Genomic DNA, 10,026 nt, shown 5'->3' on the forward strand with positions numbered 1-10,026 from the left:
ACTATGTCCCTTAACGCACATTTATGAGAAACATTTTACTAATCATTTTAGCTTTTGCAATTACTAATTGTAAATCACAATCATCCGAAGAATTGAATGTGCTGTTCATTGGAAATAGTCTGACCTATTTTTATGATATGCCACAAACACTTCAAATGATGCTGAATGAAACTCATCCAAATATTAAAATTGACCAAAGTACATTTCCTGGTCAATCATTATCTGGTCATTTATCGGACATAATTACTTCAAGAACAGAAAACGGAATTAAAACAAGAGAAAAAGAACTAGGAGAAACCACAGAGACTGAAATAAAAATAGCCGAAAAAAATTGGGATATTATCATTTTACAGACTGGAACAGTTAGTCTTTTAATCCCTGAAAATCGAGAGATAAAAGTAAATAAAGCTGTTTCAGATATTAAAAAATTAGTGAACAATCCAAATTGCGAATTCATATTGTTCAATACTTGGCCTTCAAAAAAAGAATATCCAAAGCAATATTGCTACTCATCAAGAATGATTGACAAATCAATTGAAAAAGGCACGTGTTGCTCACCAACAATTGAGAATTTAGAACAAGAAATTAAATTGATTAACGAATCTTATCATTTGGTAGCAGAAAAAAATGGAATCAAGAAATCGGATAATGGAACAAAATTCTACGAAATTCTGACCAAACACATAGAAATTGAACTATACGATGATGATATTCATCCAAATGCTTACGGTTCCTTTTTAAATGCTTGTATTTTCTATCAAATGCTGACTAATAAAAAAGCATCAGAATTGAAATATATTGGAGAAATCGAACCAAAAACAGCGGAATTATTAAAGAAAGTAGCGAAATAAAAACTACAGGTAACACCGTGTATAATTAATTGCTTGGTCACTGCCGACTTACGAACATTCCTGCTGAATATTCTATCTGTGATTTATTTACTAATTTAGTTGCTTAACCACGCAACTAACCATACACATCACGTTATTGTGCAACACTATCTTATCGATGACCTACCATGTCTTCAGGTTTTACCCATTCGTCAAATTCTTCTGAGGTGACGTATTCTAAGGATAGGGCAGCAGCTTTAAGCGTGGTACCTTCTTCATGTGCTTTATTTGCGATTTCGGCAGCTTTATAATAGCCTATTTTAGTATTTAAGGCGGTTACAAGCATTAAAGAATTGTCGAGTAAGGATTTGATGGTTGCCTTGTTAGGCTCAATTCCTACGGCGCAATTTTCATCAAAACTTCTACAAGCGTCTCCTATCAACTGCGCACTTTCCAATACAGCTGCAGCCATAACTGGCTTAAATACGTTGAGTTCAAAATGTCCTTGCATGCCACCCACAGTAACTGTTGTGTCATTACCTATCACTCGTGCACATACCATAGTAATGGCTTCTGCTTGTGTGGGATTTACTTTTCCGGGCATGATAGAACTACCAGGCTCGTTTGCAGGAATGATCAATTCACCTATACCGCTGCGTGGACCACTAGCGAGCATTCTAATATCGTGAGCGATTTTGTTTAAGGAAACCGCTACTTGCTTTAAAGCACCATGAGTTTCTACTAGAGCGTCATGAGCCGCCAAAGCTTCAAATTTATTATCGGCTGTTTTAAATGGCAATTCGGTAAAATGTGCGATGTAATCTGCTACTTTTACGTCATAACCTTTAGGCGTATTGAGTCCAGTTCCTACAGCAGTTCCGCCCAAAGCAAGTTGACTCAAGTGAGCAAGTGTATTCTCTAAAGCGATGATTCCAAAATCCAGTTGCGACACATAACCAGAGAATTCTTGTCCTAAAGTAAGAGGTGTTGCATCCATCAAGTGGGTACGACCTATTTTTACAATGTCTGTAAATTCAATAGACTTATTATGCAATGTATTGCGCAGTTGCTTAATCCCTGGAATGGTATTTTCTACTACTTTTTTATAACAAGCGATATGCATTCCAGTAGGAAAGGTATCGTTAGAAGATTGTGATTTATTCACGTCATCATTAGGCTGTATGGTCTTTTCACCTTCACCTACTGTCTTGCCAGCAAGCTGCTGCGCACGGTTAGCGATCACCTCATTCACATTCATATTAGATTGTGTTCCAGAACCTGTCTGCCAGATCACCAATGGAAATTGATCGTCGTGTTTTCCATCTAATATTTCATCACAAACTTGAGCAATTAAGTCGCGTTTTTCTTCTACAAGAATTCCTAGGTCACAGTTGGTATACGCAGCAGCTTTCTTTAAATAAGCAAATCCATAAATGATTTCTAGCGGCATACTGCCAGGAGCTCCTATTTTAAAATTCATACGGGAGCGCTGTGTTTGCGCTCCCCAAAGCTTATCTGCTGGAACTTCTACGTTCCCCATCGTATCTTTTTCTATTCTGTATTCCATGTGGTTGAATTTTTAACAAATATAAAACCTGCAGTTTGTTTAATCGTCTGATTATGGATAATTATAACAAGATAGGATAGAGGTATTGGCAGGTACAGCAAGAGATTATCCATGGCTAGCTCAGGGCAAAAGCGAGATCATGCAATGAAATCCTAACGAGTGACAGATGATGAAGAGCAAAACCAGTCTTATAAACAGTTTTTTGTTAATAAATGCCTCAGAGTCTTGGAATTTTTAAGTTGTAGTCTTTATCTTTGCAACAAATAAAGAGAGACAATGTTCGATTTTGATCAATACTTAGGCTTTTTAGCATTTTTAGGAATTCTTACTTTAGGATTTTGGCTAATGATTTTCTTGACTGCTATCATACCATACTGGATAACTGGTTCCTTATTAGAAAAAAGAAAATTAAAAAAAGAAGCAAAGCTTAAAAAACAAGAAGCAAACAATTCTTTATAAAGAATTGATATACGATAAATCAAAAACCGTCTCGCTGTGCTAGACGGTTTTTTTGTGGCTTAATTTTAGAAAAATAGGATGCGCTTTTTTTGTCATGACTTGTTGGTAATCCCTTATATTTATCAAAGCAGTAGTTTCTAAAGGAGAACTCGTTTAAAAGAATATCAAATTAAAAAATCCCTTTTCAATTTAATGAAAAGGGATTTTAATGTATTTGGTTTTACCCATAGTTCAAATGGTAAATACTATTACTTTTTATTTATCTTCTGGTTTTAAGATCGCTAAGAAATAGTCTTTTGTCAGGTATTTGTTTGCGGCATTCTGAATATCTTTTGCAGTTAGCGCATTAACGGCATTTTCATATTCAAGAACTTTATTGATCTCTTCCTTTTCTTCGTCTGCATCTACAAGAGCGCTTAACCAGTAACGATTGGTTTTTACTCGTTCTTTATAATCTAGTAAATAACCTTCTTTTACTTTGTTCAAGTCTTTTTTAGACGGTCCATTTGCTTTGATATAGTCGATCTCGTTCATCGTCGCATCTACTAGTTTTTCTACATTATCTGGACCGCAAGGAAAGGATATTCCAAAACTTAAAGCTGGATAAGGATTCTTTCTTAAAGATCCTCGTGCACCACCAGAATAGATGCCACCTTCCTTTTCACGCAGGGTCTCAATGATTTTAATTGTCAATGCTTCCCCTAAGGCATCTACTGCCAGGTTTTCTTTGTCGCTGTAGCTCGGGATTTCATAAGCCCAAGTGATACGCACGCTACTTTTATCGTCTGTTCCTTTTTTTACTACTTTCTTGCGAGTTCCTTGCTCTTCTCTCCAGTCCGTAGTTTTAAAGCTTTCATTAGAATTTAACCCAGGAAGACTGCCGATGTATTTCTTAGAGAACTCTTCTATTTGTGCTTTATCTATATTTCCCACCAAGTAGAAATTAAAATCACCCGCATCTGCAAAGCGTTCTTTATATAGCTTATAAGCGAGGTCATAGTCTGCTTCATTATATTTTTCTACTGTAGGGAAACCGGTGTAACGAGGGCTAGAACCATATCTTATTTTATTGATTTCATTACTAAAGTAGGTGTTGGGATCTGACATCATACGACCTATAAAAGATTTTTGTTTAGATATAAAACTTGCAAAAGCTTCGTCATCTTTATTCAAATCTGTAAAGTAGAGGTGTATTAGTTGAAACATGGTTTCCAGGTCTTTAGGAGTCGCACTACCTCTAAAGGTTTCTGTCAGATAGCCTACACTTGGGGAAACATCTACTAACTTACCCGTCATAAATTTAGACATATCTGTTTGTGTCATTCCTGCCACGCCTGCTTGCGTCAGTCCTCCATTTGCAAGGTTGGTTTTCTTTGCCTCTTCATCGCTATAAAGGCTCGTGCCACCGTAGCTAAAGGCACTCATTAAGATCTCATCGTTTTTAAAATCCGTAGGCTTTACTGTAACGGTCGCACCGTTACTCAATGTATAGGTAGTGGTTCCTACTGGATCATTAGTAGTAGTCTTAGTGATTGATCCAGCAGCTGGTAGGCTCTCGATAAGATTTTCTCTTACTTCTGTGTCTTCATATGGGTCTACTTTTGAGGCGGCTACTTCATTAACTACTTTTAAAACTTGAGTTTCAGTCGGAGGCGTATCTGTTGTAGGTCCTGTAAATACGATTGTACGGTTATCATCATGAATGTAATCGTTGATTTTTGCATTTACTTCATCAACATCAATTCCGGGTAGTAGCTCCATGGTTTTGTTATAATTCCACTCAATACTAGGAACTGTTGCTCCAGAAAAATAAGACTGCACATACTGACCTACTATACGACCGCTTTCTAGTTTATCTCTGTCTTTGTAATAAGACTCGAAGAAAGACCCATAAGCTTGCTTTGCACGATCCAGCTCTGCCTGACCAAAACCATATAGCTTTACTCGTTGGTTTTCCTCTAATAATGCTTTTAAAGCAGCTAGTTGACCGTCTGGGGCACTACCTGCAAATGAAGAGTAGGCGTTCTTATTTCTAGCAACCGTACCTCCATAACTACTAGAGCCAAAAATAAATGGTGGGTTTGCTTCTTGAGTAAGTTCTTGTAATCTATTATTAATCATAAAAGAGAACAATCCATTGACTAAATCATCTCTGTAATCTCCAACGGTAAGTGTAGGTGAAGAAGCCGATTTATCTTTATAGGATATGTTCACACTCGCAAATGTCGCCTCCTTATCTTGAGCAATAGCTACCTTAGTATCATCATGATTGGGCAACTCTATAACGGGACGTTTTCTAGGATTTATAGGTGTAGGAATTGGACCGAAGTGATCTTTTATTTTTTGTTCCATGACGGCTACGTCTAGATCTCCTACCGCTACTACAGCCATAAGATCTGGACGGTACCAGTCGTTGTAAAACCTTTTCAATACTTCGGGTTTAAAATTATCAAGAATGTCATCTTTTCCTATAGGAAGACGCTCTGCATATTTTGAATTGTAGAACTGTACGGGTATAGTTATTTTATTCATACGATCAGAGGCTCCTTTACCGGTACGAGACTCTTCCAGTACCACGCCGCGCTCATCATTGATAGCGTCTGTTTCTAAATTTGCACCATGAGCCCAATCTTCTAAAATGGTAAAGCCTTGCTCCAGTTTTTCAGGATCATCACTCGGGATAGGTAGAATATAAACAGTTTCATCAAAACTAGTGTAGGCGTTTAAATCAGCACCAAATTTAACGCCTATGCCTTGGAGGTAATCTACCAATTCATTTTTATTAAAATTAGTAGTCCCATTAAAATTCATGTGTTCCATAAAGTGAGCAAGACCTTGCTGATCCTCATCTTCAAGCACCGATCCTGCATTTACGGCAAGTCTTAATTCTACTTTGTCCTCTGGTTTCCCGTTGTTTTTGACATAATAAGTAAGTCCGTTAGACAGTTTTCCCATACGAACACTTGGGTCTGATGGGATTTCTTGATTCATTCCAGCCATCATAGGTGCTTCTATAACAGGTGGAGTAGGTGCCACAGGTGAGGTCGTGGAATTGTTGTTCGTTACTTTAGGGCCACAAGCAGCAATAATAAGTGCTAGTGCTCCCAAGTAGGGTAGCCATACTTTTTTCATAGACGGAATTTTTGGTTTATTTAAATTTCTTTTACTCTCGCTTTCGCGAAAGCGAAATAGTTATAATTATTTAAACATCTAAAAATCATAATTAGTGTCATGATTAAATGTTAATAATGAAAGATAGAGGTTGCCAATTTTAAATACAAATTTTGTTTGATAAATAATGTTAATACCTAAGATAAAGGATTCTTATAAATCAAGTTTACTTATGAGCACTTTAGGTTTGCTAAAGACTGTTCGAGAAAACAACTATATAATGTTTGAATTTGGTCAATATTTGGGTTTTTTAGCATTTTTAGGAATTCTAACTTTAGGATTTTGGTTAATGATTTTCTTGACTGCTATCATACCATACTGGATAACAGGCTCCTTATTAGAAAAAGAAAATTAAAAAAAGAAGCAAAGCTTAAAAAACAAGAAGTAAACAATTCTTTATAAAGAATTGATATACGATAAATCAAAAGCTGTCTGGCTGTGCTAGACGGTTTTTTTGTGGCTTAATTCTAGAAAAAAAGTGTTTTTTATGCTTTAGGTAACCAACTAACATAAACCTATCATATTTTGGAGTATTTGAAAATCTTATAAAAATATTAATAGTCCAATTTCATTCGATCCGTTATCTTGTAAAATACAGTTAATTAAAAACTTGAAAGATGAAAAATTTAATAATTCAATGTAGTATAATCGCAATTATTTTGTGTTCTGCTACTGTCAATGCTCAGCAATATTTACCTAATGACCCAACTCCTGCACAGGAAGAAAAGGCAAAGGAAATAGTAGTACAATTTGACAGCGTTCTTTCATTAACTACTAAACAGGAGTTGCTTTTCGATATAAAGCAAACCGAGTTTATTGTGTCCCAAGAACTTCTTATAAATAGTAATACACCAAAAGAAGAACTAAATAGAATGCTCCTAGCACTTTATTTAGACCAAGCAATGGAAATGAAAGATATTTTAACGCAACCTCAATATGACCTTTACGCTAAGGTACGCAGTACCTATGACCCGTTATTAGTAATTCTATAATTTAAAAAAGCCACTTTAAAGTGGCTTTTTTTATTTCTTGTTGCAAGCCTAGTCACAAGATTTTATATTTACACCAAATAATATATAACTATTAAACTTTAGAAATGGGTAGAGCTTTTGAATTCCGCAAGGCGCGTAAAATGAAACGATGGAGTGCCATGTCTAAGGCCTTTACAAGAATAGGTAAAGACATTGTCATAGCAGTGAAAGAAGGTGGACCAGATCCTGATGTCAACTCTAGATTAAGAGCGGTGATACAAAATGCCAAGGCGGTAAACATGCCTAAAGTAAACGTAGAACGCGCGATTAAAAAAGCAACCGATAAAGATACGGCCAACTATGAAACCGTACTTTTTGAAGGATATGCACCTCACGGTATAGCAGTTCTCGTAGAAACCTCTACAGATAATAACAATAGAACAGTGGCAAACGTGCGCAGTTATTTTAATAAATGCGATGGTAATCTAGGTACCTCTGGCTCGGTAGAATTTATGTTTGATCATAAATGTCATTTTAGAATCCCAGCAGGAGCATTAGATTTAGAAGAATTGGAATTGGAATTGATAGATTTTGGTGCTGAGGAGTTGTTCCTTGATGAAAAAGATGAAGAAGATAATAATTCTGTAGATGGAATCATGATTTATGCAGAATTTCAAAATTATGGAGCTTTGCAAAAAGCACTAGAGGAGATGAATATCGAGATCTTAAGTTCAGATTTTGAATATATTCCTACCATTCAAAAGGAAGTGACCGCAGAGCAAAAAGAGGACATCGATAAATTATTAGAGAAGTTAGATGAAGACGATGATGTGAATAATGTTTACACCACTATAAAAGAAGAAGAGGAGTAACTGATGAATGATGTCAGTTTTGCAGTGCATCAAGATGGGCATCACTTTTTTCAGTTAAAAATCACAAACAAGCCATCATAAATGGAATTTGTCAATAGGCAATTAAGTAAAAGCCAATTAAAACTCTTAATTTTAGGATTCATACATTAAAAGCGAATTATAACATGGTAAAAGAAAAATATCAAAGTGTCCTTGATTTAGGAGAAAAATTAAACATCCAAAATGGAGACGTACAGGTAAACGGAGATACATTAGAAATAAGAGGTACCGCAGCGACTCTTTATTATAAAAATTTATTGTGGGATGAGATTAAAAAAGTGGGTGGAGATAGCCCATCAGATGTAATGGCAGACATTAAAGTTGCTGATGATTCTATCTATGCCAAGCACACGGTAAAAAATGGAGAGTCTTTAAGTCTTATTGCAAAACATTATTTTAAAGACCCAATGAAGTACAAGCAAATTTTTGCAGCCAACACTGATATATTGAAAAATCCAGATTTGATACATGCAGGTCAGGAATTAGTCATTCCTAATTTGTAATTATCAACCTATTATACACAAAAAGCCTCTCTAATTGCGAGGCTTTTTTATTTTTTAGCGAGACAGACTAACTTCAATTATAGCTTTTACCTTCTAGGAAGATCATTGTCTAAATCTTTAAGAGGTAATTGAGAAGTTCCCATTAAATAGGAGTCTACATGATGTGCTGCTTCCCGACCTTCAGAAATTGCCCAAACTATTAAGGACTGACCGCGTCGCATATCTCCGGCAGTAAATATTCCATCTACGTTGGTCTTATGGTTAGAAGGGTCTGCTTTTATATTTCCTCTCATATCTGTATCTAAGCCTAGCTGATCAATTAAGGTTTTTTCAGGCCCAGTAAATCCTAAAGCAAGCAATGCCATATCGCATTCCCATTTTTTCTCTGTTCCTTTTACCTCTTTTAATTCGGGTCTTACATGACCCGGTTTTTTGATCCATTCTACTTCTACGGTGACCAGGCCGGTAAGGTTTCCTTTTTGGTCTCCTAAAAATTCTCTAGTAGAAATGCTAAAGACACGTTCTACGCCTTCTTGATGTGAAGAGGTGGTTTTTAAACGCATAGGAAAATATGGCCAGGGTTGTTCTTCTGATCTTTCTATAGTAGGTCTGGCTAGGATTTCAAAGTTGGTTACAGAAGTTGCTCCGTGTCTGTTAGATGTCCCTATACAGTCAGAACCTGTATCTCCACCACCTATAACCACTACATTTTTATCGGTCGCCATGATGATTTCTTCCCATTCTTGAAAACCATCTACACGTTCATTATTTTGCTTTAAAAAATCCATCGCCTGATAGACACCTTTAAGATGAGCTCCTTTGATAGGAATGCCTCTTTTTATCGTTGCACCTCCACAAAGGACAATAGCATCGTGATCACTTTTAAGTTTTTCAACACTGATATTTTTACCAACTTCAGAATTAGTTTTAAAAATAATCCCTTCTTCCTCTAAAACTTGCAGTCGTCTATCGATCACGTCTTTTTGCAATTTAAAATCTGGGATCCCATATCTTAATAGGCCACCTATTTTTGCATCTCGTTCATAAACAGTAACGGTATGACCAGCTCTGTTTAATTGTTGAGCTGTCGCCAGGCCTGAAGGTCCAGATCCTATGACGGCTACTGTTTTAGTGGTGCGTTCCTTTGGGGGTTGTGCATTTACCCATCCTTCTTCAAAGGCTTTTTCTGCAATATTCTTTTCTATATTCTCAATACTTACTGGATCTTCATTGATCCCTAGTACACAAGATTCTTCACAAGGAGCCGGACATAACCTACCTGTAAATTCTGGGAAGTTATTGGTACTGTGTAATATTTGAGCAGCTTCTTTCCAGCGGCCTTTATATACCATATCGTTAAAATCTGGAATCAGATTTCCTAACGGGCAGCCACTATGACAAAAAGGAATGCCACAATCCATGCATCGCCCACCTTGTTTTTTTAGTTCAGGCTCTGTAAGAGGCACGGTAAATTCTTTATAATTCTCTACACGTTCTTGAACAGGTAAATAAGTCTCATCTGCTCTTTTATATTCTAAAAATCCGGTTGTTTTTCCCATATCTAATTTCTTTAATTCTTTTAAACTGTTCCTAATCGGTTTTCGTTAAAATCAC

8 protein-coding genes and 1 pseudogene are annotated in these 10,026 nt (G+C 36.2%); 6 read left to right on the forward strand and 3 right to left on the reverse strand.

Annotated elements, in window-relative coordinates; all coding sequences use genetic code 11:
* The first annotated feature begins 23 nt into the window (after window positions 1-23).
* A complete protein-coding gene (locus tag F0365_RS12340) occupies window positions 24-851 on the forward strand; it encodes a DUF4886 domain-containing protein (RefSeq protein ID WP_169933967.1) in 828 nt (275 codons plus the stop codon).
* Window positions 852-1,002: 151 nt separating this feature from the next.
* Here the strand turns inward: F0365_RS12340 and fumC are convergent, their stop codons facing one another.
* Entirely contained in the window at window positions 1,003-2,397 is a 1,395-nt protein-coding gene (gene fumC, locus F0365_RS12345) for a class II fumarate hydratase (protein ID WP_169933968.1), read from the reverse strand.
* A 276-nt stretch (window positions 2,398-2,673) separates the two neighbouring features.
* Between fumC and F0365_RS12350 the strand changes: the two genes are divergently transcribed.
* Window positions 2,674-2,856 carry a hypothetical protein gene (locus tag F0365_RS12350; RefSeq protein ID WP_169933969.1) on the forward strand — a complete coding sequence of 61 codons (183 nt, stop codon included), beginning with the start codon at window positions 2,674-2,676 and terminating at the stop codon, window positions 2,854-2,856.
* Window positions 2,857-3,111: 255 nt separating this feature from the next.
* Here F0365_RS12350 and F0365_RS12355 read toward each other — a convergent pair whose 3' ends face one another.
* A complete protein-coding gene (locus tag F0365_RS12355) occupies window positions 3,112-5,988 on the reverse strand; it encodes a M16 family metallopeptidase (protein ID WP_169933970.1) in 2,877 nt (958 codons plus the stop codon).
* 259 nt (window positions 5,989-6,247) lie between these two features.
* Here F0365_RS12355 and F0365_RS12360 point away from each other — a divergent pair.
* From F0365_RS12360 to F0365_RS12375, 4 genes and pseudogenes are all read left to right on the forward strand, one after another.
* Window positions 6,248-6,429 (forward strand): annotated as a pseudogene (locus F0365_RS12360) (hypothetical protein).
* Between the two features lie 215 nt (window positions 6,430-6,644).
* Entirely contained in the window at window positions 6,645-7,019 is a 375-nt protein-coding gene (locus F0365_RS12365; protein WP_169933971.1) for a hypothetical protein, read from the forward strand.
* 104 nt (window positions 7,020-7,123) lie between these two features.
* Window positions 7,124-7,870: a YebC/PmpR family DNA-binding transcriptional regulator gene (locus tag F0365_RS12370; protein ID WP_169933972.1), complete on the forward strand. Its 747-nt coding sequence runs from the start codon at window positions 7,124-7,126 to the stop codon at window positions 7,868-7,870.
* A gap of 164 nt (window positions 7,871-8,034) precedes the next feature.
* Entirely contained in the window at window positions 8,035-8,412 is a 378-nt protein-coding gene (locus tag F0365_RS12375; RefSeq protein ID WP_169933973.1) for a LysM peptidoglycan-binding domain-containing protein, read from the forward strand.
* An 86-nt stretch (window positions 8,413-8,498) separates the two neighbouring features.
* On the opposite strand, the gene F0365_RS12380 is transcribed toward F0365_RS12375, so the two are convergent.
* Window positions 8,499-9,971 (reverse strand): glutamate synthase subunit beta, encoded by a 1,473-nt coding sequence (locus F0365_RS12380; RefSeq protein WP_169933974.1) that lies wholly within the window; start codon window positions 9,969-9,971, stop codon window positions 8,499-8,501.
* Window positions 9,972-10,026: the final 55 nt, after the last annotated feature.

It is taken from the genome of Nonlabens sp. Ci31, assembly GCF_012974865.1.
Classification (GTDB): domain Bacteria; phylum Bacteroidota; class Bacteroidia; order Flavobacteriales; family Flavobacteriaceae; genus Nonlabens.